Here is a 22,092-nt window from a genome sequence, read left to right as displayed (position 1 = left end):
GGCGATGATTCCCAACCTTTCAAAGAGTCACGCCTCTTATGTTTCACGTCATTGCGAGGGGCTGTCCCAAAAGTACTTTCGACCTCTTCGAGTAAGTCAAGATTTCTTTAGTTTCGGAGATTTCAGGATCCTCAACGTGGTCGAAATAGCATTCCCGCCTGACCTCTCGGAACAGAAATGGCGGGCAGGTCGACCTACATTTGGGACAGCCCCGAAGCAATCCGGTGGTCGCAACGCAATCACCTTACAACACGACGCTCTGTTTCGTTGCACTCTCTGCCAGATCCCTCCATCCCTGGTTCAGACCATTGGAGGGACTCGCTCGCAGTGACAGTCTCTCTACCAGAGTCCGTACCGCGCCGTCATTGAAAACTCGAGTTTGCGGTCGCCGTGAATGTTCAAGGCCTCGTCGTTTGTCTTCCGGGTACCAACGCGCACGTCCAGGAAGCCGTCCCGCATGAACTGATACCGCGCATGCATACCGAAGGCCCGTTCTTCGTGAAGCGGACCGTATAGAAACGGTGAGGCCGGCAACGTATACTGGTACGAGATGTCTTTGAGTCCCCCCTTGCGATAGACCTGCATGGATGCTCCGATCAGGACTGAGCGCACCGGCCTGTAACTCAAATCGAGCATCAGATTGTCCGCATTCTGCCCCATCCAGTGCCCCATGACGTACCCGTTGTTTGTGAAGTCGGTCGGCGTGATCTTGTTGGTGTAGACCCAGGGGTTGATGCGGGTGTACTCGGCGTTGAACTCGATATTTTTCAGGAGCACGTCATACGTCTGAAACCCTATCGAGTAACCGAAATAGTTCGGGTGCTCTTCTGCAATGAGTATCTTGTCGAGTGACAGATCGTCGATGAACAAAGAACCATAGACATTCACGTTCCTGATCAGATTCAGGTCCAGGTTGCCAAACCACTGGATGTTGTCCTTGTCGAGATTGTAATGCTCGGCTGACTTGAAGAACATGATCGGAATGAGGTAGATCAGGAGCGGACCCCGGTCGCTGTAGACCACCGACTCGCCGATCGACACGTCCACACCGTGGACGGGTGTGAACTCCACCATGTGGGCTGCCATGTATTTTGTGCGGTCGACCTGGCGATAATAGTCCGCTATCGAGGAGCTGTGCAGAAAGTACGACCGTGTTGAATCGATAATGTTCGAGTTCAGCTCGGCGTGGAGGTAGATGAAGTCCATCCAGTTGGTCACCGGCACCCGGAGCTTGATCTGCGGGTAGGACGGGGCCTTGTTGGAGAACGCCAGGTTACCGTTCCGTTCCAGCCCCCAGATGTTCTGCATCTTTTCGAGCGAGAAACTGAAAGCGCCGATATGGAAAGTGAATTGGACCTCCGTCGTGTTGTATTCGAGCACCGTCCGGGGGAGGTTTTCAAGATTGTTCGTCGGGAGTACGCCGGGTTCGGGTGTATGCACCCTGCCGAAGTTGATTCCCGTTCCAACCTCTCGGTTATCGACGAAATTGAAATAGTACCCGATGTCGTCGAACACGTAGCCGTAGAATTTCGCCCCCTGCCCCCTGGTCCGGACATTGTCTTTTCCGATGTTCGTCTGGCCAAAGAGAAGATTCGGCTCAAGATTCAGTATCCCGCCTGGGAAGGTCTCGGAGATCACGTGCCAACGAATCTCGCTCGGCTCACGATCGCCGGCAAGCGTCGAGAGTTCATAGTTGAATTCCCCTTTCAGGAACTCGTACTCGTCTCGCTCCACTTCGGTCATCCGGTCAACTGCCCCCGCGAGCGTTTTGAGATGCATCGCGAGCACACGCCGTGACAGCGGCTTGGCCGCGTCCCGATACTCAGGAAGCAGTCCGCGGGCTTCCAAACGCTTGAGGAATGGATAGACCTCGTGCGCAACCGGAAGGTAGATGGACTGACTGAGGATGTGAGTCATACACAGAGTGATCAAGCCAAAGAGAAACGCGAAGCGAGCGATATAGAGACGACAGTTCATCAACTATTTCTTCCTCTGACGGGACACGCCGTGAGCATCCTTCGACTGCGTGTCGACTGGGAATCGTCTACACTCCGCTCAGGATGTCTGGTTCTTTTCATAGGTACCCAAAAAACATAATACACCCTGAGCGGAGTCCTGAGCATGGCGAAGGACGGAGTCGAAGGGTGTTCATCAGGAACCAAATCATCGATAACCTGCTGGCATTGCGGCCGACTCTTATCATCATTCGACTGCGTATTGACTGGGAATCGTCGACACTCCGCTCAGGATGTGAGACCGAACAGACATTGATTTTCAAGCCAAATACGTCAGGAGCAGAGCTCCCGACGACCAGTGGAGCTTATGAGGTGCCACCCAGCTGAGTTGCCAACTTCATTATTCGGAGTTCGATAATTCGATATTCATTATTCACCGGAACGAACCACAGGAATATCTGCGCCATAGGCGCATCCGCCTTCGGCGGACAATATCGAACATCCAATAATGAATCACGAGGTTAGGTATTCAAAATACGCCTTCAGACTCTCCTGCCACGCCGGCATCTGATCAAGGCCCTGAGCAATGAGCCGCGCATTAGCCAAGACCGAATATGCCGGACGCTTCAACTCGGACGGATAGATCGCCGACGAAACAGGCACAACTCTGGTAGAAGACCCGGCGAGCCGCAGGGCCTCCTTCGCAAACTCGAACCATGAGCATTCGCCGTTATTCGTTGCATGGTACAATCCGAATTCACCGGTTCTTGTCAGGACGCGAATCTGTTTTGCGAGGTCAAGCGTGTACGTCGGCGTCAGTACTTCATCGTCAACGACCTGAAGCTCACTTTTCTCTTTCGAGCGGGCAAGTATCTTCTCGATGAAGTTCGCACCTTTGCCCATGCATTGAGCGTGGCCGTAGAGCCCCGATGTGCGCACAATGAAGTGCCGCGAACAGACGGCCTGGATCGCACGCTCGCCCGCCAGCTTTGAAGCCCCGTAGACATTGAGAGGTTTCGCGTCGTCAGATTCATCGTACGGCGACCTCTTGGTTCCGTCGAACACGTAGTCCGTGCTGATATGGAGAAGAGGGATCTTCCTTTCTTCCAGGACACGTGCCAGATTCAGCGCCCCCGTTTCATTGATGAGGAACGCTTTTGCTGGCTCCTTCTCACACAGTTCAACATTGACGAGCGAGGCTGTGTTGACAACGAGATCCGGCGATACATTCGCGAACGCCTTTTCCACCGAGCCGATCTCGCTGATTTCTATGTCGCTTTGCGTCAACGCGATGACGGTCTCATCCGAGAAGCCCTTGACGATCTCCGTTCCAAGCTGGCCGTTTGCACCGATGACAGCGACTTTCATGTACTCCGCTCAATTGTTGCCAAAAGAATACTCACGCTCGCCTGCCTCTGGAATTGCCCGAGGCGGGCAGGCAAAGACCCTAGTAGGCAAATGCAATTCTAGGTTCCAAGAATAAGATGAACTGCCCCCGAACCAACATCGTTCGGGGCAAGCAAGGCCGCCAAGAGCGCCAAAGGTTCGAGTCTTTGGATGGAAAAGGATACTCAACTTTTTCTTTGCGGTCCTTTGCGCCCTTTGCGGTTTGTTTTTCAACATCCGGCTAGACGAAGGGATTACAATACCATGACGCACCAAAACAACGCATGTCACTCCCGAATGATTCAATCGGGAGTCCAGAATGCGCAGTCTTCCTGCCTACCGCAAGCAGGGATTCCCCGCCTGCCAAACCAGCCCCCTAATGGCGGGCAGGCCGCCAATCGCAAGCGGGAATGACAAACCCGGCTTTGGAATTGTCCATACGACGACTCTCTCTCAAGGCCGAGCAGAAAGATCACGTTATACTCTTCACAGCTTAGGATCAAATGCAAAGAGATCCCTAGCGTCCATGTCTTTGAGCGAGAGACCTGCGAGGTCCTTGTCCGACAAGATTGGATTCCCGGCAGGCCACACAATCCCGATATCCGGATCATCCCATCGAATGGTCTTCTCGCATTCCTTCTTGTAGAACCCTGTGCATTTATAGGCAACGGTCGCTTCATCACTTGTAACCACAAATCCGTGGGCGAAGCCCTCGGGTATGTAGAGCTGCTTATTGTTTTCAAATGAGAGCGTCATGCCAAACCATTTACCAAAGGATGGGGAACCGACACGGATGTCAACCGCGACATCAAATACCTCCCCCTGCAGAACGTAAACGAGTTTTCCCTGAGGGCTCGGGTTCTGATAGTGCAGCCCCCGCAGTACGCCCTTTCTGGAATACGAAATATTGTCCTGCACAAAATCGACGCTGACCCCGAGACGGGCATATTTCTCTTTGTGCCACGATTCAACGAAGCTGCCCCGCGAGTCGCCATGCCTGTCAACTTCAATGGCAAGGACTCCGGATAATTCGGTTTCGACTATGTTCATAGGGGATTACTTGTTAAGGAGGGCTAGGATGTATTGGCCGTAGGTGTTCTTTCTCATCGGTTCCACCTGCTTCAGGAGTTCATCGGAGCTGACCCATCCGGCGTTGTAGGCAATTTCCTCGGGGCACGCGATCTTCAACCCCTGCCTGTCTTCGATTGTCTGGACGAAGTTGGATGCCTGGAGAAGCGACTCGTGCGTCCCGGTATCGAGCCATGCCATTCCGCGGCCCAGGATTTCGACCCGGAGCTGACCCATTCTCAGGTATTCTTTGTTCACATCTGTAATTTCCAGCTCTCCCCTGGCCGACGGCTTCTGAGATTTCACGATCGAGCAGACGTTGTCGTCATAGAAATACAGTCCCGTCACCGCATAGTGCGATTTCGGCCGCCCGGGCTTCTCTTCAATTGAGATGGCGTTTCCATGGGCATCGAATTCAACCACTCCGTACCGCTCCGGATCCTTCACAAAATAGCCGAAGACTGACGCGCCTGACGTTTGCTGTGCTGCGCGACGCAGCGAATCCACAAGGCCGTGGCCGTGGAAGATATTGTCACCCAGAACGAGGGCCACGCGATCGCCGCCGATGAATTTTTCTCCGATGAGGAAGGCCTGCGCGATCCCCTCCGGCTTTGGCTGCTCGGCATACTGAAATGAGACTCCCCACTGGGACCCGTCTTTCAGGAGCGAACGGAAACGATCGAGGTCTGTCGGCGTGGAGATAATGAGAATGTCGCGGATCCCCGCGAGCATGAGTGTCGACAATGGATAGTAGATCATCGGCTTGTCGTAGATCGGCAGGAGTTGCTTGCAGAGCGCGAGTGTAGCCGGATACAACCTGGTACCGGCGCCACCGGCTAATATGATACCTTTCACAATCCGTTCCTTTCAATACTTGGACTTCGCCCTTGTGCGAAGTCGTGACGAATTAGACAAGCACCGTGATGTCATGCCAATCCGAGTACCATCTAACACCCTGAGCGGAGGTAATAAGCACCACCTTCGTGCGGAGTCGAAGGGTGTTCATAGAGCCATGTTCTTCTTCAAGGTCCGCGAACGTTGCTGAAGACCCGAACATCCTTCGACTACGATCGCAGAAACGGCGATCTCCGCTCAGGATGTCTATTTCATTGCATAGAAGACCTTCCTGGACACCTGTCATCCGTCAACGTGAGCGCACAAAGGGCGTCCTCCGTTGAGAATCTCTTGTTCTCGTCCTGCCGATCCAAAAAACATGTTACACCCTGAGCGGAGCTAATAAGCACCACCTTCGTGCGGAATCGAAGCGTGCCCATAGAACCATGTTCTTCTTCAAGGTCCGCGAGCGTTGCTGAAAACCCGCACATCCTTCGACTACGATCGCAGAAACGGCGATCTCCGCTCAGGATGTTTGTACTTTTCATGCACGGGAGCCTCTTTGCAGCTGAGACTCTTCTCGCTCCTTCTTTTCCGTGGATTTTGCGAGTTCGTGTATAAGGTCGAAATCTCCCGCAATCAGGGCCGCTTTTTTGGCGTGGGACCACCCTTTTATTTTTCTCTCCGCTTCAAACGCTTGTGCATCATCAGGAAAAACATCATTCCAAACACAATGGACCGGTCGGCGTCTCCGCGTGTAGTCGCTGCCCACCCCTTCCTGATGTTCAGATATTCTTCTGTCAAGGTCCCGGGTTTTTCCAGTGTAATAGGAATTATCCGCACATTCCAGGATATAGACGAAATATGGCGTCGGATTTCGCTTTGTCGAACCTTGAGCATCCTTCGACATGGTCAGGATGTCTGGTACTGATTGACCTTCTACAGATCCAGCTTCTTTCGGAAGTACTCCATGGTCTTCCGCAATCCATCTTCTCTCTTCACGCGCGGTTCCCAGCGAAGGAGCTGTTTCGCAAGCGTGATATCCGGCTGACGGACCTTCGGATCGTCTTCCGGCAAGGGCAGGTAGACAATCCGGCTCTTGCTTCCGGTCAATCGGACAATCTCCTCTGCAAGCCCCTGCATTGTGATCTCTTCAGGGTTTCCGATGTTCACCGGAAGCGCGTAATCGGACATCATCAGGCGGAAAATCCCATCAATAAGGTCTGACACATAGCACACACTACGTGTCTGCTTTCCATCCCCAAAGACCGTCACTTCTTCACCGCGTAACGCCTGGGACATGAACGCGGGAATCGCGCGACCATCCTCGATACGCATGCGTTCGCCATAGGTATTGAAAATCCGGGCGATACGTGTATCAAGGTGATGGTAGCGGTGATATGCCATCGTCATCGCCTCGGCGAACCTCTTTGCCTCATCGTAAACGCCCCGGGGGCCGACGGGGTTGACATTGCCCCAGTACGTCTCAGGCTGAGGATGGATGAGCGGATCGCCGTAGGATTCTGAGGTCGATGCCAGAAGAAAACGCGCGTTCTTGGCCTTGGCAAGCCCCAGGGCTTTGTGCGTCCCAAGCGATCCCACTTTCAACGTTTGAATCGGCAGCTTGAGATAATCGATAGGACTAGCGGGAGAGGCAAAATGAAAGATGTAACGGACATCTCCCTCGACAAAGAGATAGTTTGTCACATCATACTGAACAAACTTGAATTGCGGATTCCCGGCGAGATGAGCGATGTTCGCCGTGCTGCCGGTGATCAGGTTGTCGATACAAACGACAGAATGCCCTTCAGCAACCAGGCGGTCACAGAGATGAGAACCAAGGAAACCGGCACCGCCGGTGACTACAGACGTCGGCATGATTCAGACACGCTCGCTGATAAATTGGAAATGCAAACTTCTGAGGCACCAAGAATGTCCACTTTGGTGCTCACGGGACTCAAGTTACCAAACGAGGGTGCAAGATGCAACGGCATGGGGGAGCAGATAGGGGGATATCCAAAACGCTTTCGAAGAGGAAGCGAACGTGATCGATCAAGCACATCGACTTCTTGCACAAACGAACCTAAAACAAACGGCCGCCCTGCAAGCGCAGGACGGCCGTTGTCCAGCAAACGAAAACCTTGAACCTACTGGAAGTCACCAGCATAAACCCATGTGCCGAGCTTTCCATCACTGTCAACCGTGACCTTGATGGTGTTCGAAGCATTCTGAGCTGACACCGCTGTGAACACGATCGTGTTCGACGTCGGCGCTGCCGTATAGATTCCGTTCTCATTCGTCTTCATCTTTGTCGGAATCGCGAACGTGGTATAGTCACCCTGTCCACCGCCCATCGAGCTCGGACGAATCCTGAACTGGTACGCCTGTGCTGAAAGATTGTTCAGGTCGTTGATCATAGCGTCACGGTTCGACTGAACACTTTGAGCGCTGAAAAGGCTCAGGCCAACTGCGATGGCGATACCAACGATGATAACACCAAGGATGATAAGCAAAAGTTGTTGTTGTCCCATAGATTATTCTCCTCTTTCTGTTCGTGGCTAGGATACGACGCGATAGGATTATTAGACTCTTCTCAACTTAGGCATAAGCCTTGCCAAAAACAAGTCGGTCGGATCAGATTCCGTGCGTGCGGGGCTTAGAATTTCAAGATTCGTGCTGTCTTCACTTCTTCATCAATCCGTAGTATATAGTCCTTGAAATGCCCTGGATGACGGTTGCCAACTTGGGATAGTCGACATCCTCTTTTCCCCTCGTCATAATAGTAATGAGGTAAGGGCGGTCCTCCAGATAGAGAATCCCAGTCTCATGAAGTTCTTTGTACTTCGCGGTGCCAGACTCGCCGAATTTATGAGCGATCAAGAGGTTTTCACCCGGGATCCCTTTGACGATGCCATCTTTGAACGATGTTCTTGAGAGTAAATCGATCGCAAATTCTGACTGCTTGATGTTCAGATAGGTTGCATTAAACAGCGTTTCCATAAACATCGAACAGTCCACGGCAGAGAGTGGGATGTCGTTTCCTGTCAGGTTCGGCTTCGGCAAACCAAATTCTTCAAACATCCTTGTGAAGATCGCCTTGTCCATCCCGAGCCACAAGAGTTCACTGGCGTTGTTGTCCGAATATTCTATCATGTATTTCAACAGGTCACGGCGAGAATAGCGTTTGCCGAATTCTATCCGATTCGAGAGAATGGACTGGTTCTTGGGAATGGCATACTTGAAATTGAAGATGAACGGTACGGTACCATCGAGAAAACCCGGATGCTCCTCTTCGTACTTCAGTATCGTCATGAGCACGGCAATTTTCAGGATGGAACCCGGGAGGTATTTTTCGTTCTGGTTGAGTGCCGTCCAATTCGACTTGTCAAAATCTCTCATGTAGAACGATGCCGAAGAGATTATTCCCTGCCCGACATAATACTGAATCAGGTTTGCGACAGAGCTTCTGATGCCGTGATATCCGTCATATTCATGCAACGGTTTTGCGGAGAACAGCGGCCGGATGAATCTCGCATCTGCGATCCGCTTGATTTGATACTCAGATTGGTCGGGATTCGATGGCTCATGCCGGGACGCCAGAACGGGACCCGTTGAGTAGATACCGCGGGTAATAAAGAACGTAATTGAGGCCACGAGAAGTGCCGAGACTACGGACCAAACGACCGGAATTCGAGAAGACCAAACGTGATGCGGGTCCAAAGCATGAGCATGTCGGTGCTTGCCCATAGCAGAACACCTTTCGCTAATTCGATAGCGCTCAAGACTACAAGAGTTTCCCCATCAGCGGGAAGACCTCATTGCGGTATCAGACACGGGAAAATGGCGAAAGCTTACCAGCGATTGAGTCATGGACACTCTTGCACCAGACGGGCTGCATCAAGACAGAATGCCACGGCAAGCCCGCTGAATCTCGGAGGGGGACGATGATCGGTGGGCAACGTGAAGCGTTCTATGAAATATATGTTCTGCAACGTCAAAAGTCAATTCCCTCCGTCAGCAGCTAATGTTTACGGGGATGCTGGGCCTCAAGGAAGACAGCGTTGACGCCGAATACGGACAGAACTGTAGGAATGGGTTTGAATCGTGCCTTTAGAAATGTAATCTCACTCCTCCAAACATCTCCCTTCTCGCGGCCGGCTGGTATGCATTGCCTCCGGGATCGGGTTCTGTGAAGGCGATGTACTCCTTGTCCGTGATGTTACGGATTTGGAAGCTCAGTTCCACCCGATGTCCGGCGAAGCCCAGGTCATAACTCATTCGCGCGTGGAAGAGCGCGTACCCATCTGCCGCTTCGGTTTCGATGTTCGCTCCATCGATGTACGTTTTGCTCATGGTTTCGGCGGTGAGGCCGATGGAGAATCCTTCGGAGATCGTGTACCGCGCATCAAAAGCGAATTGATGCTTCGGCGAATTCGGGAGCCAGCTTCCGTCCTTGATGAACTTCTGTACGGCAGGATCGTCCATGACAACCTGAATCGGTTTTGAATTCGAGTACTGGAATGCGGAAAAAGTATACGCCGCCTGGATGTCGAACTCAGCATGCGGGGTATACTCGAGGGAAACTTCCGCACCAGCTCTCCGGCTTGAGGCGGAGTTTCTATAAAACGTCTCCTGGTTGCGCAGCGGATCCGCAATGCGGTATCGATCAAAATCGTTCGCCGTTATCAGGGAGAATCCCGTAAACTCGTAATGCAGGTGGCTTCCCATCGTTTGCCTGACTCCCACTTCGAATCCTTCCGATGTGGCTGACGTGAGGTGAGTGTTGAAGCCGCCAAAATGATCCGGGTTCTGGGCCAGTTCCTCTGTCGCAGGAGGCATGAATCCCTGCCCCCAGCTGGCAAACATCGTCACATCCTGCTGCGGTGAATAGGTGAAGCCTACCCGAGCCGTGGTCCTGGAAAAGTCGGCATTGCCCGACAGATCCAGTGGAGTCTTGAGCAAGTCCTTCAGCTCATTGTGAATATTGTCGTACCGAAGACACGCCATCAATCCATAGTTGCGGCCGAGGTCAAGCTTGCCGAGAAGGAACACGCCCGCCCCGCTCTGTTCGATCTCTTCCTTGGAACGGATGGTGTCGCCTTCGACCGCATGCAGGTTGTCCACACGGTGCTCGTCGATCGATTGCCACTGGGCATCGACGCCGAAACTCAGCCTGCCCCTCAGATGATCAGCCTCCTCACCTGATCGAACAGTGTATTGAATGGATGCGCCCGGTGTCGAGATCGTCCTGTGATTGAATGTCCGGTTGTTCGCTTCCGTGAACAACGTGCCTTTCACATACGCGCCAAAATCCAGAGATTGGCGTTCACCGAAACGGAGTGAGCCGGTGGTGCCAACGGTCGTTCGATTCGTCGCGAGGTACTCGTTGAACGGAATTGCATCGGGGTTTGCCTGACGCGCGTTCTGCTTATACTGATCAAGGTTGATCCCCTCGGGATTCTCATGAAATGTCTCCGAGCGGGAGAAGATAGGATTCAGCTGAAAACTTGCCGATGGAGTCCACGTTGCTTTTCCATAGGCGATGTTCGACCAGAAATGGGTGTGATCCCTGTACCCGTTCCCCATCGTCCGGGAGAGTGAAACCCTGTAATTGATCGCGGGTGTGCTCCCTCCGAATTGGCCAAACGCTTTCCAAAACCCATTTGAACCACCCGTGAACGCCGCATCGCCAGAGATCGGCACATTGTGAGCATTCTGTGTCACAATATTGATGATGCCGCCTGATGCGCTGCCGCCGTAGATCGACGCCGCAAGTCCCCGAAGAACTTCAATTCTCTCGAGGGCTGCGTACTCGACATCAAAAAAATCGGGGGCGAATCCGGTCGGGTCATTGAGCGGTATGCCATCGAGGAGGATCTTGATTCCGCGTATTCCTCGTTCTGTCAAAATCCCCTGCCCGCGGATGGAGAGGTGCACCCGTCCTCCGTTGGCCTGATTGTCGACCTTGACGCCGGGTACCAGCTTCAGGGCCTCGTCCATCGCCACAGCCCTGGACAGGGTCTGAACAACCTCAGGCCCGACGATGCTCGTCGAGAACGGAATCTCCTTCAGAGGAAGCGTCATGCGGGATCCCGTCACGACGACTTCGGGATACTTGAACTCCAAAGTATCCTTGCGGGGAGTTTGAGAAAGTCCAACATGTATCACCAGAACGAGTAGCAGGGGAAGAACGAGGAAGAATGTTGGGCGTCGCATACGATCCTCGGTGGGAGACAGGACTAAGAGCGATCGTGATTTCGCTCAAAATGTTGCCAGAGTTTGACTGAAAAGCAAAACCGGATGTTGCAGTCATTCGCAACTTTGGCAAAAAAATCTCATATTCTTTCAGGCTCACTGCAGAAGGTTACAGAGAGCCGCAACCAACACTGCCAGACCGCCGTAAACTTAAGATTCAGCCTGACAATTACCGGTTTGAAATCTCACTAATCCACACCGTTCACTCCACCTCAAGAAGGAGAATTCCCGATGAAGAGAAGCTTCTTTTTTGTTTTCGCGGCTCTCGTCCTCGCCACCGCAATTGCAGTTTCACAGCCGGCGCGTCCGTTTGTCGACACGACTGCGATCGCTGCGATCAAGGACGAAGCACTCAAACGTTCGGAGGTCATGCAGACGTTGAGCTATCTTTGTGACGTCTACGGTCCACGACTCACCTGGTCACCGGAGTACAAGCAAGCAGCCCAATGGACAAGCGGCAAGCTCAAGGAGTGGGGACTGCAGGACGTCCACTATGAGAATTGGGCTCCGGTTGGAAAAGGTTGGACGCTCAAGAGATTTTCCGCTCAGGTATTGGGACCGAAAGCATTCCCTCTGATTGCGTATCCGAAAGCATGGTCTCCCAGCACAGACGGACCGGTGCGCGGCGAAGTGGTATATCTCAAGGCCGGCGCAGAATCCGATCTTGAGACGTTCAAAGGAAAGCTGAAAGACGCGATCGTTCTCCTTGACGCACCTCGGCCGCTGCGGGCACACTTCCAGGCCGACGCCACGCGTTTCACCGACTCAGCCTTGGTGCGCTATGCCAACGCAGATATGCCGGTCGGCGGTGCGATGCCCGATTCGTCGATGATTCAGTACTACGTCAAGATGATGCAATGGAGCGCGAAGAAACTGGCCTTCTGCCAGAAAGAAGGAGCAGCGGTGATCGTCAACAATGCGAGCGGGGATGACGGGACCGTTTTTACAGCAGAAGCGTCATCCGGCTACGTGCCTCAAGGTCTTTCAGATCTTTTCAGCCCGGCGACAAGCGCTTATGGCGAGAAAGCTCCCGCAATCGTGCCGCAGGTTTCGATCGCCACTGAAGATTATAATAGAATCATGCGGATGATCGAAAAGGGACAAAAGGTCACTGCCGAGATCAACCTTGAAGTATCGATGACGAAGCCGGATTCGGCATTCAACATCGTTGCCGAGATTCCCGGTACCGACCTGAAGGATGAAATCGTCATGATCGGAGGACACTTCGATTCGTGGCATGCCGGAACAGGCGCGACCGATAACGGAACGGGCACTGCCGTCTGCATGGAAGCTGTCCGCATTCTGCAGAAGCTCGGCTTGAAGCCGCGGCGGACGATCCGCATCGGACTGTGGGGAGGCGAAGAGCAGGGGCTGTTCGGGTCGCGGGCGTATGTCGCCAGGCACTTCGCAGAGCAGGACGGCGATTTTATCAGCATGATGATGGGACGCGGAGGCCCGATAAAGAAGAAAGCCGAGCATGACAAGTTCTCGGTCTATTTTAACCACGACAACGGAACGGGGAAAGTGCGCGGCGTCTGGATGCAGGGGAATGAATCGGTTCGGCTGATCTTCCGTGAGTGGCTCGCGAAGTACAACGACCCTACCGCTCAGACGTTGTCGCTGTCTAACACCAGCGGCACGGATCATCTTTCGTTCGACGGCGTCGGGCTTCCCGGATTCCAATTCATCCAGGACCCGATCGACTACAATACGCGTACGCACCATTCGAACGAAGACGTCTGGGATCGTGCGCAGGACGGAGATCTGAAACAGGCTTCGGCGATCATGGCCATCTTTGCCTATAACGCGGCGATGCAGCCTGAGAAGTTCCCGCGGAAACCGATGCCGGGGACGAAGTAGAATCTGGTAGAAAGAGTCTCACGCCCGCCTGCCTCTGGAATTGCCCGAGGCGGGCAGGCAAAGACGCGGAGGCACTAAGTCTTATCGATGGGAATATGTGCTCAGAAGTGCCGGGGACAACGACGGGGCAAGCAAGTGCTTGCCCCGTTTGTTTTGACAGTGGCCAGCCCAAATGAAGCTACCTTTGACCCAGCCCTCGGTAAGAAGAAACTGTTCTTCGCCAGCAAATCTGTCGAAGCATTTTCATGTCCAACAGTTCAACTGTCGCACAACAAGAGGCACCAATACTTGATTATATCATAATTATGCACTAATTTGCGCTCATTCTAAGGACAATAGAGGAGTATCAATGCCTATAATCAAGTCGATCTCTAGCTTGCGCAACCGAACTCGAGAAATTGCCATGATTTGTCACAAAGAAGACGAGCCGGTGTATTTGACGACCAACGGCGAAGGTGATCTGGTTGTTATGAGCATCAGCCACTATGAACGCCTGAAAGGGCAAGTTGACCTCTTTGAGAAGCTGGGAGTAGCTCAAGGACAATCAGCAGCAAAGAAGAAGGGCATTACCCACGAACTCATGATGACCAAACTTCGCCGAAGAGCCAATGTCCGTTAAGTTCACGCTTCGCTATCTCCCGATTGCTCAAGACGACCTCGTCTCAATCTTCGATTTCATTGCTCAAGATAGCCCGCATCGGGCCTTGTCGTTTGTGGAGAAGTTCGATGAGCGGATCGGCCTCCTTGCGCGGCATCCGTCACTGGGACGGGTTCCACGGCATCTAAGGCTTCGAGAGTACGGATATCGTGTCATGATAGTTGAATCATACCTCGTCTTCTACGTCGTCCGCGGCCGCGAGATTGAAATACATCGCGTGGTTCACGGATCCCGCGACCTCGATCACCTCATCTAGTGCCGTCTCCAAAAAGTAATATTGTATTTCTTATTTTTATGGTTTCTAACGCAGAGTCGCCCCGACAATCCTTCGGCTCCGCTTCGACTCTCCCTCGACTCGTCACGACAAGAAACGTCGCGCTTCGCTCGGGATCGCTCAGCGTCGCTCAGGGCGTCGGGGTAGACAGAGACCGCTTAGGCACGGAGAGATTGTCAAGCTTCTCCCTCTGCGATTCTCCCCGCCAGACCGCACGGCGGGCTGGCGCGACCTCAGCGCCCGCCTGCCTTCTTGAACTCTCAGAGGCGGGCAGGTCTCTGCGTTGAAATCCACAAGATTATTTGCGTGAACCTGCACTAGCAACTCACGAATTCCAGATGCGGCGTGTTTTCCGCCTAACGCGAGCAAAACAACGAAGGGGCTGTCTCGAACGTGAGTCAGCCCCTTCGTATTGTGTCAGGTCGATAGAGGTGTCAGAACGTAATACCCACCGACAGCCTGTGGACGTTGGAAAGGAGATTGTAGAGCGCGTAGGAATAGTCAAACCGGAGACTGCTTCCGCCGAGAGGGGCCACAACGCCGGCTCCAAACGTCGCCGTCTCCTGATCATAGTTGAACCTGTAGCCGCCGCGGAGAAATACCTGGCCGAGGATTGTCAGCTCAGTCCCCACATTGATCCTCTCCCGGTTATCATTGGGATGAGCGGCATCGGCAGCAACCAGGATTTTGATGCTCTCTGTGTTCAGAATCGTCATCGACGCGCCTACCTGGAAGTGCAGCGGCAACGGATAGTCGTCCGTTGCAAGCGTCGCAGGAGCGAGCCTGTTGTTCGGGTTTTGATTGCTTGCGTCGTACTTGACGTCCAGGTCCTGCCCGTCATATTTCATGTCCGGGCCAAAATTCGTCATGCTCATGCCGATCGTCAGATCCCCGAAGCCGATGCGGTACTGGGTTCCGATGTCGAACGCAAGCCCCCCCGACGTCTCGTTCCAGATTCTCTGGTTCATATATTTCATCGTCACGCCGACGCTGAAATCCTTCGTGAGAGACCGGGCATAGCTGACGCCCAGCATCAGGTCCTGCGCGTCGAACTTCTGACCCGTTCCTTCGGGCTGCAGTTCCGTCGTCACCTCCATCTCCCCCATGGTCAGAAGACTCATCGATATTCCGAACGATCCAACATCTTCAGACGAATGGACGAACGCGGCATGGTTCAGGTTCACCCCTCCCCACCACGACGTGTTAGAGGCAAAGAGTTCATTTTCAGGGACATGGACAATACCTGCGGGATTCCAGAACAGAGCAGATGCGTCGCCTGCGTTCGAGACGTAAGCGCCCCCCATGCCGATTCCCCGCGGGCCGACTGGAATTTTCAGAAACTGGGCCCCCGCGGTGCCGACGTTCGGATTCTGTGCGAAGAGCACGCTGCACAGGCTGATAGAGAGGCCGGCGAGTAACAATATTGATCTTTTCATGGCTGGTCTCCTATTTGATGACCGCGAAGCGGCCAAGTTTCTCTGCGGTGTCGGTCTTGACGAGGTAGAGATACACACCCGGGGCGATCTCTCTCCCCCCGGATGCTCTCAGGTTCCACGTCTCGGTTCCGTTGTCACTGTTGTGCTCAATTGTCTGCACTTTGTCTCCGGCCATGCTGAAGATGTAGATCGTGCAGCGCGGCGGGAGGTTGTTGAACTTCAACACACGGACGGGCTCCCTGCGCAACGCTCCGAATTCCGGCTCATACAGCGAAGAGACCAGGTACGGATTCGGCACCACTTTGATCCTCTCCAGATCAGCGTTGGTCAATGCCTGTGTGGCACCTGCCGCGCTTGTCGTGAATGTGAACTTGTCATTGTATGTGACCTTGCTTTGCGCCAGCGTGTCTGTGAGGAACAGGGCGAAGGTCAATCCTGTCGATGTGCTGTAATACGTTCCGTACGAAAAGGACTCAAGCGGCATCGCAGACGTTGTCCCGCTCGCGACCTGTACTCCCGGCCTGATCACGATGGAGTCTCCTGCCGCCGGCCTGTCGCTGAGTATTGCTGAAGTGTCCGTGAGGGTCAGCCGAAGTCCCTCAAAAGAAATGGCAACGCCGGAGGTATACGTCCCCGCCGCATTGACGACCGTTCGTTTCGTGAGGTTACGGAGAACGAACTGACCGGCGCCGGTAAATGTGAGACTGAACGCATCCGATGTGTTCGGACCGATCGAGCTCACGCTGACACTTATCTGTGTGAGAAACAATCCTTGTTCCACGCTCGTGAGCGGAGCGAAGCTCACGGTATGCAGCCGGCCTCCGGCATCCGGGTTGTCCTGCGCAGCGATATCGAACAGTACACGCGCCGTGCCCGTGCCTGCCTGCGCCGGCGTCGTTGCTGTGACCGGAATTCTCCCCACGGCTTTCGTTCTGGGGACTACGATACCGAAATTAGGATCGTCCGCAGATGTTCCGCGCGGCGATTCGAGAACGGTGCTTCCGACCTGGCTGTAGGCTGTCACGGTGTACCAGTATTCAAAACCGTTCGTGGCGGTCGTATCGAGGTATCGATATTGAATTCCATTGTCCTTCCCGTTTCCGTTCACACGATCGAACGACGCAAGCGGGACCGGATCAGCGCCCAGGTTCGGCTGAAGGTTCCGGTCTATCTGGTCCCAGTGCACGCCCTTGTCGACGCTCTTGTAGATCCGGTATCCTTCGAAGTTGAGCTGGCCTGTGAGTTGATCGCGCACAGATTCAGAGCGGTTGTCCCAGGCGATTGTCACACGACCGTCTCCGGGCGTGACAGAAACCTTGGGCGACTGCGGCGGCTGGACGACTCTGAAATTGTTCGCCACCAGATTGTACGCATGCACGGTCGTGGAATCGAGTTCCTCGACGGTGTTGCCGGCGACCATGGCAGTCACAAACTTCAACGTGTCCCCCGGCGCAATCCGGTATGGACCTGAACTGAGGATGGAGATCGGCGCAGTCCCCGCTGCGGGCTGCGACGAAGCGAAGTCATCGAAGTGGAGATTCGGCGCATTGGCCCCAAGATGGAAGTGTTTCGGTCCGACACTCGATTCGTAGAGGGATCGCGTGCTGGCCATCCTGCCAAATTCCACGTTGTCATCGTCGATCTTGTCGTCGGAGTAAAGGCACCAGTGGCAGTCGGTGACTCCCGGTTCTACCCCGTTTACTTTGGGCGTCTTCATGATCATGAGACCGAAGACCCCTGTTGGGGCATTCCACTCCACTGAATGCCCGTTCACGTGATAGGCGTACAGGCGATTCCACTTCTTGTCGAGCACGTACCGATTGAAATTGTAGTCTTCTGCGACGTCATACCCCCCCGGCTCGATGTCTGCGTAGAGACCGAAGTAGAGACTGTCGTACGTATTCTTCGAGTTGTTTGTGAGGAGGAACGTGTAGAAGATCAGATCGCGAATCGATTTCTGACTGAACGCGTACCCGATCTGGTTCACCTGAATCCCGAGTACCTTCCGCGTATTATTGGAGTCGCTATAGACGCAGTAGCTGTCCTGGTTTGAAACGATCACGGGCTTTCCCGAAGCGTCTTTCACCGGCCAGCCGGACGCTGGCCACGTAGCCGGCTTGTCGCTGAATGCGACCCGGGCGCTGTCCCGGTTTGCATAGCCCGGCACAGCCTCCCACTCTTCGTTGGTCGTGAACCGTCCCTGGATTACATTGCCGGGAAACCCGACATACGGGGCGACACGATAGATGTATTCGTGGAGACTGCCGAGCGGGAATTCACCCGACACCCCCTGTGACAGGGTACGTGCGTAGAGCTTGCCCCTGTTCTCAAAAAACGAGCCGATGTTGCTTTTGTTGTGAGACCCGCCGGCCCGGTCCACGACACCCTGCGTCGAGGTTCCCCCCTCCGAGCGATCGCGGTCACTACGGTCCTTCTTCTGAAGATCCTGCGCCTGTGATGAGAACATCAGGCAACAGATGAGGAATATGGCTGCGAATGGTTTCATAGGTTCAGCTCTCGAGTAAGGGATTAGAAGCCAAAGCGCGCCCCCAGCCGGATGCGGCGGGGCGGCCCGAAATTGCTTGGATCCTGGATGTAGTCCTGCGAATAGCCTCCGGAATACGAAGCATCCGGTTCGCCTGTATCGCTATACACATACAGAACGTTTTTGTGGTTTGTCAGATTGAGGAGCTCGACAAACACCGTGAGCTTCGCCTTTCCGATCAACCACTGCTTGTTGATCTGGGCATCTACCGAGTAGGTCATCGGCATCCGGGCGGAGTTTTTCTCGATGTAGCTGACCACTCTGCCGAACGGGGCAGGGGTGTAGGGATATCCGCTGCTCGCGCGGACAACAACGTTCCACACTGTGTTCGCGAGCGGGCGTATGCCGAGCAACGCCGGACCATCGTTATCGGGAAGATAGAGGTTCGCATTCAGATTGAAGAGGTGCGGCTTGTCAAACGAGAGCGGATAGAGAAGCGTCGATTGCGTCGTTCCCGGGTAGTCTTCCGTTTCAGACGATGCACTTCCCTTCGCCACTGAGTAGGTATAAGTGATCGATCCTGAGAGGTACTTTGTCCTCCGCATGTCGACACGCATCTCGAAACCCTTCATGTTCGCGTACGCTTCATTCATATAGAGCGTGTAGCCGACAAACCGGCCCTCGACAAATGGAGGGAAGAACCGGGTCCCCACGAGCCCGATGACATCCTTGTAGTATGCAGTGAAGGACCCGACGATGGCGTCAGAAAACTGGTGAGACACTCCGACTTCGTAGGCGGTCGTCCGCTCCGCGTCCAGGTTGGGCTGGCCGAAGATCGGCTCACGCACGTTGATATCATATTGACTGTTCTCGTACAGGCGCGTGTAATCCGGGTTCTGGAAGAAATGGCCGTACGAGAAATGGAGCGACGTCTTGTCGCTGATTGGGTGGGCCACACCCAGCCTCGGGCTCCACTGCAATTTCGGCCTCGATTCGATAACCGATTTCTGGTCAAGAGGATTGTTGCGGAACGGCGAGAGCTGATCTGCATAGTCGAAGCGCAGGCCGAGGTTCATGACGAACGCGTTCATCTCGATCTTGTCCTGGACGTAGGCCACACCCTCGAACGGCTTCTTCGTGAAATCGGTGATGTAGGGGAAATTCCTTTTCGGGTCATAGACATCGAAGTATTTCAGATCGTGTTTTTTGAATTCGAATCCCAGCTTCACCTCATTGCTCTTCCCCATTTGCCAGACGAGGTCGCCCTTGGCATTCAGCGTCGCGGTCCGATTGTCGGTCAGTTCGATCGGATCCCGCTTCGCGTAGAATTCAAAGCCGGTCCCCTTGTCAGCGAGGTAGCTCCAGGCAGAGGGGCCCAGATACTGCGACGTGTCCTTATCGACTCCCGAGTAGTAGGACTGGTTGAAGTAGGAGACCCGGACGTCGTAGAAAAGGTTGTCGGCGACGCTATGCGTGATGTTGCCGATGATCTGCCGGCTCTTCTCCCTGACTCTCAGGTATTGATCGGGGATGTATTTCCACGAGTGGTTGTACGGCCGCCTGTCTTCCTCACTGTAGCGCCATGTCAGGGTCCCTTTGAGCGCCGGGACGAACCTGCCGCTCAGTTTCGCCATTGTGGAGAGCGTCTTGTCAGATCCAAACGGAAGCCAACTGCTCCGGGCATCGCGTTCGCCCGTGACGAAGAAGGATGAGCTCTCTCCGAACAGCGGACCGCTCATCGTGACATCAACACGGTTTTCACGATAGTCCTTGTAGGGCGCCGCACCGAACTCGCTCGTCCGCGCTTCGACAGTTCCGGAGTAGGCTTTTCCCCCTTCTTTCGTCACGATGTTCACCACACCGCTGAGGGCATTGCCGTACTCCGCGTTAAACGTACCGCTGAGGAAATTGAGCTCCTCGATCGATTCGTTGCTGATGCGCGTCGCCAGCCCTCCCATCACCGGATCGTTGACGTACATACCGTCGATCAGGAACGCAACCTCGTTGCCTCTGCCGCCCCGCACGTAGAGCGTGTTTCCTTCGGCGACGACGCCGGCCTGCATGTTCAGGACTTCAATGAAATTCTTGACCGGCAGTGCCGACATCTGTTCGCTGGTCACGATGTACGATGTCGCAGTCAGATCCTTCTGGATCAGAGGGCGCTCTGCCTGAATCACGACCTCCGACAACTGGACGGAGGCTGCGTCGACCGTGACGTTGAGCGTTGTAGTCTGGTCAACGATGACGCGAACACCGGTGACCGATTTCGACGAATACCCGATCATCGTCACGCGGAGCGTATAGGCGCCCGGCGGGATATTCAGAATTACATACGACCCGTCCACGTCGGCCGAAGCACCCAGCGTCGTTCCCACGAGGACGACATTCGCCCCGACAAGCGGCTCATTTGTTGCTTTGTCCACAATCTTGCCCGCGATTTTGCCCGTCGTGCCGGCCAACAGCAGCAGCGGGACAAGGATCAGGGCACAGAGCGCAATCAACCATTTCATAGAGGACCTCTGTGAGACAGTGAGTGTGTTTTGGCAACTTTCTTCAGTTCACATTCCAGTGTTATTCGACTGGCGAGGTCAGTGAGACGGTTTCTCAACATACTCGTCGGTCTGATGCAGAATCTCGGTTGACTCCTTGAACATCTTCGACACCGCGGTCTTGTTCTTGAGCGCGACTTCTGTGACAACCGCGTTGATCAACACAGAAATTGCCGAAATCGAATTCGTGTGGAGCATATTCTCCGTACGGACAGCCAGAACGTGATCGGCGTGAAACGTGATGGGCGATGTCAGTTTGTCGGTGATCGTCACGACCGTCAGTCCGCGTTTCCGGGCGTACTTTGCTGCTTCGATGGTCTCCCTCGAGTATGGAGCAAACGAGAACGAGGCGATGACATCCCCACGGCGCGCCAGAGCGAGATGTTCAACGAAACGAAGTGTCCCGCTTTCAAGCGCCTGAGACTCGATGCCGACCTGGTTCAACTCGTAGGAAAATACCTGGGCCAGAAGCGAAGAGATCCCAATCCCCATGGTGTACACCTTGCGCGCGTCACGGAGGACATCGACAACGCTCTTGAATGTCGCCCGCTCGACATACTGGACTGTCCGATTGATATTCTGAACCTCGTGCTGGGCGACCAGCGTCAGAGTCCCTTCATTGCTTATCTTCCCAAGCGAGACCTTATACCGTTCCGGCGAACGAAGCGTCGATTGAACCGCGTCGAGCACTTCATTCTGAAGCTGCGTGAAGCCGCGGTAGCCGAGACTTTGGGCAAAGCGCACGATGGTCGCTTTGCTGACTTTCAGAGTTTCCGACAACGAGTCCGTTGTCAGAAAGGCGAGGTCGTGCGGCTGTTTCAGTATGAAATCCGCCACCCGCTGCTGATTCGCGGGGAGGCGCTGGTACGCGGCGAGGATTTTCGACTTGAGCGCTTCGTTCACTCCGTCGTGCTGCTTGATCTGCCGATCAGTTTTTAACGTCGTCATATCGGTTCCACTTCAAATGAGAAGACTCTCACGCCAAGGCGCAAAGCTTCTCAGATGTTGTTTGATATTGCTCTTTGGGGCATTGCATGATGAATCTTGGAACAGTTCTCACTCATCTCAAGATCAGGTGTCAACTCAACTTGGGCCCCAATGAGTCATGACGGCAATCGCGATGAAGATCATTCCCACGCCGTACAGCAGGATTTGCAGCGGTATCACCCACTTCAACCACTTTTCGTACGGTATTTTGGCGATGGCAAGCACTCCCATCGTCACACCCGATGTCGGAAGGATGAGGCTGTTGAACCCGTCGCCATATTGGAAAATCAGGACCGCGGTCTGACGGGTCACGCCGAGCAAATCGCTCAACGGCGTCATGATCGG

At 54.2% G+C, this 22,092-nt stretch carries 16 protein-coding genes; 3 read left to right on the top strand and 13 right to left on the bottom strand.

The window, feature by feature from the left end; translation table 11 throughout:
* Positions 1–339: 339 nt before the first annotated feature.
* The 8 genes from NTU47_16995 to NTU47_16960 all read right to left on the bottom strand — a co-directional run bounded on the left by NTU47_16995 (position 340) and on the right by NTU47_16960 (position 11,459).
* Positions 340–1,977, bottom strand: coding sequence for a hypothetical protein (locus NTU47_16995; GenBank protein MCX6135505.1), 1,638 nt, complete (start codon positions 1,975–1,977; stop codon positions 340–342).
* A 491-nt stretch (positions 1,978–2,468) separates the two neighbouring features.
* On the bottom strand, positions 2,469–3,323 hold the full coding sequence (gene rfbD, locus NTU47_16990) for a dTDP-4-dehydrorhamnose reductase (GenBank protein ID MCX6135504.1): 855 nt from the start codon (positions 3,321–3,323) through the stop codon (positions 2,469–2,471).
* 504 nt (positions 3,324–3,827) lie between these two features.
* On the bottom strand, positions 3,828–4,391 hold the full coding sequence (rfbC, locus tag NTU47_16985; protein ID MCX6135503.1) for a dTDP-4-dehydrorhamnose 3,5-epimerase: 564 nt from the start codon (positions 4,389–4,391) through the stop codon (positions 3,828–3,830).
* Positions 4,392–4,397: 6 nt separating this feature from the next.
* Positions 4,398–5,264 (bottom strand): glucose-1-phosphate thymidylyltransferase RfbA, encoded by an 867-nt coding sequence (rfbA, locus tag NTU47_16980; GenBank protein ID MCX6135502.1) that lies wholly within the window; start codon positions 5,262–5,264, stop codon positions 4,398–4,400.
* Positions 5,265–6,182: 918 nt separating this feature from the next.
* Positions 6,183–7,121 (bottom strand): SDR family oxidoreductase, encoded by a 939-nt coding sequence (locus NTU47_16975; GenBank protein MCX6135501.1) that lies wholly within the window; start codon positions 7,119–7,121, stop codon positions 6,183–6,185.
* Between the two features lie 269 nt (positions 7,122–7,390).
* Positions 7,391–7,774, bottom strand: coding sequence for a hypothetical protein (locus NTU47_16970; protein MCX6135500.1), 384 nt, complete (start codon positions 7,772–7,774; stop codon positions 7,391–7,393).
* A 151-nt stretch (positions 7,775–7,925) separates the two neighbouring features.
* Positions 7,926–8,990: a serine hydrolase gene (locus NTU47_16965; protein MCX6135499.1), complete on the bottom strand. Its 1,065-nt coding sequence runs from the start codon at positions 8,988–8,990 to the stop codon at positions 7,926–7,928.
* Between the two features lie 363 nt (positions 8,991–9,353).
* Entirely contained in the window at positions 9,354–11,459 is a 2,106-nt protein-coding gene (locus tag NTU47_16960; protein ID MCX6135498.1) for a TonB-dependent receptor, read from the bottom strand.
* A gap of 270 nt (positions 11,460–11,729) precedes the next feature.
* On the opposite strand from NTU47_16960, the gene NTU47_16955 reads away from it, so the two are divergent.
* The 3 genes from NTU47_16955 to NTU47_16945 all read left to right on the top strand — a co-directional run bounded on the left by NTU47_16955 (position 11,730) and on the right by NTU47_16945 (position 14,272).
* A complete protein-coding gene (locus tag NTU47_16955) occupies positions 11,730–13,358 on the top strand; it encodes a M20/M25/M40 family metallo-hydrolase (protein MCX6135497.1) in 1,629 nt (542 codons plus the stop codon).
* A gap of 349 nt (positions 13,359–13,707) precedes the next feature.
* The gene (locus NTU47_16950) at positions 13,708–13,977 is read left to right on the top strand and encodes a type II toxin-antitoxin system prevent-host-death family antitoxin (GenBank protein ID MCX6135496.1); all 270 of its coding nucleotides are present in this window, start codon (positions 13,708–13,710) and stop codon (positions 13,975–13,977) included.
* Positions 13,967–14,272, top strand: coding sequence for a type II toxin-antitoxin system RelE/ParE family toxin (locus NTU47_16945; GenBank protein MCX6135495.1), 306 nt, complete (start codon positions 13,967–13,969; stop codon positions 14,270–14,272). The genes NTU47_16950 and NTU47_16945 overlap by 11 nt, the downstream gene beginning before the upstream one ends.
* Positions 14,273–14,724: 452 nt before the next feature.
* Here NTU47_16945 and NTU47_16940 read toward each other — a convergent pair whose 3' ends face one another.
* From NTU47_16940 to NTU47_16920, 5 genes are all read right to left on the bottom strand, one after another.
* Positions 14,725–15,726 (bottom strand): PorV/PorQ family protein, encoded by a 1,002-nt coding sequence (locus NTU47_16940; protein MCX6135494.1) that lies wholly within the window; start codon positions 15,724–15,726, stop codon positions 14,725–14,727.
* A gap of 10 nt (positions 15,727–15,736) precedes the next feature.
* On the bottom strand, positions 15,737–18,232 hold the full coding sequence (locus NTU47_16935) for a hypothetical protein (protein ID MCX6135493.1): 2,496 nt from the start codon (positions 18,230–18,232) through the stop codon (positions 15,737–15,739).
* Positions 18,233–18,255: 23 nt separating this feature from the next.
* Positions 18,256–20,721, bottom strand: a complete 2,466-nt coding sequence (locus NTU47_16930; protein MCX6135492.1) for a TonB-dependent receptor — start codon at positions 20,719–20,721, stop codon at positions 18,256–18,258.
* Positions 20,722–20,799: 78 nt separating this feature from the next.
* Positions 20,800–21,708, bottom strand: coding sequence for a MurR/RpiR family transcriptional regulator (locus NTU47_16925; protein ID MCX6135491.1), 909 nt, complete (start codon positions 21,706–21,708; stop codon positions 20,800–20,802).
* A gap of 135 nt (positions 21,709–21,843) precedes the next feature.
* A partial coding sequence (locus tag NTU47_16920) for a YfcC family protein (GenBank protein MCX6135490.1) occupies positions 21,844–22,092 on the bottom strand: 249 nt, incomplete at its 5' end.

The sequence above is a fragment of the Ignavibacteriales bacterium genome (genome assembly GCA_026390595.1).
GTDB lineage: Bacteria > Bacteroidota > Ignavibacteria > UBA10030 > UBA10030 > UBA9647.
The sequence above is the reverse complement of the archived record's forward strand: the minus strand, read 5'-3'. Positions and strand labels throughout refer to the sequence as shown.

Excerpts from the sequence above, each read along its gene's own strand:
- NTU47_16995 (MCX6135505.1), bottom strand. The coding sequence starts at position 1,977 with ATGAACTGTCGTCTCTATATCGCTCGCTTCGCGTTTCTCTTTGGCTTG.
- rfbD (MCX6135504.1), bottom strand. The coding sequence starts at position 3,323 with ATGAAAGTCGCTGTCATCGGTGCAAACGGCCAGCTTGGAACGGAGATC.
- rfbC (MCX6135503.1), bottom strand. The coding sequence starts at position 4,391 with ATGAACATAGTCGAAACCGAATTATCCGGAGTCCTTGCCATTGAAGTT.
- NTU47_16975 (MCX6135501.1), bottom strand. The coding sequence starts at position 7,121 with ATGCCGACGTCTGTAGTCACCGGCGGTGCCGGTTTCCTTGGTTCTCAT.
- NTU47_16970 (MCX6135500.1), bottom strand. The coding sequence starts at position 7,774 with ATGGGACAACAACAACTTTTGCTTATCATCCTTGGTGTTATCATCGTT.
- NTU47_16965 (MCX6135499.1), bottom strand. The coding sequence starts at position 8,990 with ATGGGCAAGCACCGACATGCTCATGCTTTGGACCCGCATCACGTTTGG.
- NTU47_16960 (MCX6135498.1), bottom strand. The coding sequence starts at position 11,459 with ATGCGACGCCCAACATTCTTCCTCGTTCTTCCCCTGCTACTCGTTCTG.
- NTU47_16955 (MCX6135497.1), top strand. The coding sequence starts at position 11,730 with ATGAAGAGAAGCTTCTTTTTTGTTTTCGCGGCTCTCGTCCTCGCCACC.
- NTU47_16950 (MCX6135496.1), top strand. The coding sequence starts at position 13,708 with ATGCCTATAATCAAGTCGATCTCTAGCTTGCGCAACCGAACTCGAGAA.
- NTU47_16945 (MCX6135495.1), top strand. The coding sequence starts at position 13,967 with ATGTCCGTTAAGTTCACGCTTCGCTATCTCCCGATTGCTCAAGACGAC.
- NTU47_16940 (MCX6135494.1), bottom strand. The coding sequence starts at position 15,726 with ATGAAAAGATCAATATTGTTACTCGCCGGCCTCTCTATCAGCCTGTGC.
- NTU47_16935 (MCX6135493.1), bottom strand. The coding sequence starts at position 18,232 with ATGAAACCATTCGCAGCCATATTCCTCATCTGTTGCCTGATGTTCTCA.
- NTU47_16930 (MCX6135492.1), bottom strand. The coding sequence starts at position 20,721 with ATGAAATGGTTGATTGCGCTCTGTGCCCTGATCCTTGTCCCGCTGCTG.
- NTU47_16925 (MCX6135491.1), bottom strand. The coding sequence starts at position 21,708 with ATGACGACGTTAAAAACTGATCGGCAGATCAAGCAGCACGACGGAGTG.